At 39.8% G+C, this 269-nt stretch carries 1 pseudogene; it reads left to right on the top strand.

Annotation, left to right across the window (positions count from 1 at the left end):
- Positions 1–61: 61 nt before the first annotated feature.
- A pseudogene (locus tag UTM25_RS22485) lies at positions 62–269 on the top strand (DNA-binding response regulator); the annotation flags it as partial.

The raw sequence follows: 269 nt of genomic DNA, 5'->3' as shown, positions 1-269 counted from the left end.
CGATAAAAAATACATGGTAATATAAGTACCAATCTAGGTGCCCAATACAAGGATAATGAGCATGAAAGAAGCAATACACGTGGCCGTTATTGATTGCTGTGATTTGACAATTATTGGCCTGCAATACCTTTTCAACCATGAACCTAATGTGCATCGGGATGTTCTTTTCCATGGATTCAGCAATACTGAAGATTTTCTCCTAAGCGAACGGACCTGGGACATCGTCATTTATGATCCGCTGAATATTGGCAGTTTTATGATTACGCCTG

This window comes from Enterobacter sp. 61D5 (assembly GCF_034107965.1).
GTDB classification, from domain to species: Bacteria; Pseudomonadota; Gammaproteobacteria; order Enterobacterales; family Enterobacteriaceae; genus Enterobacter; species Enterobacter cloacae_M.
Note: the sequence above shows the minus strand (reverse complement) of the source record. Positions and strands in the feature narration are given on the sequence as shown.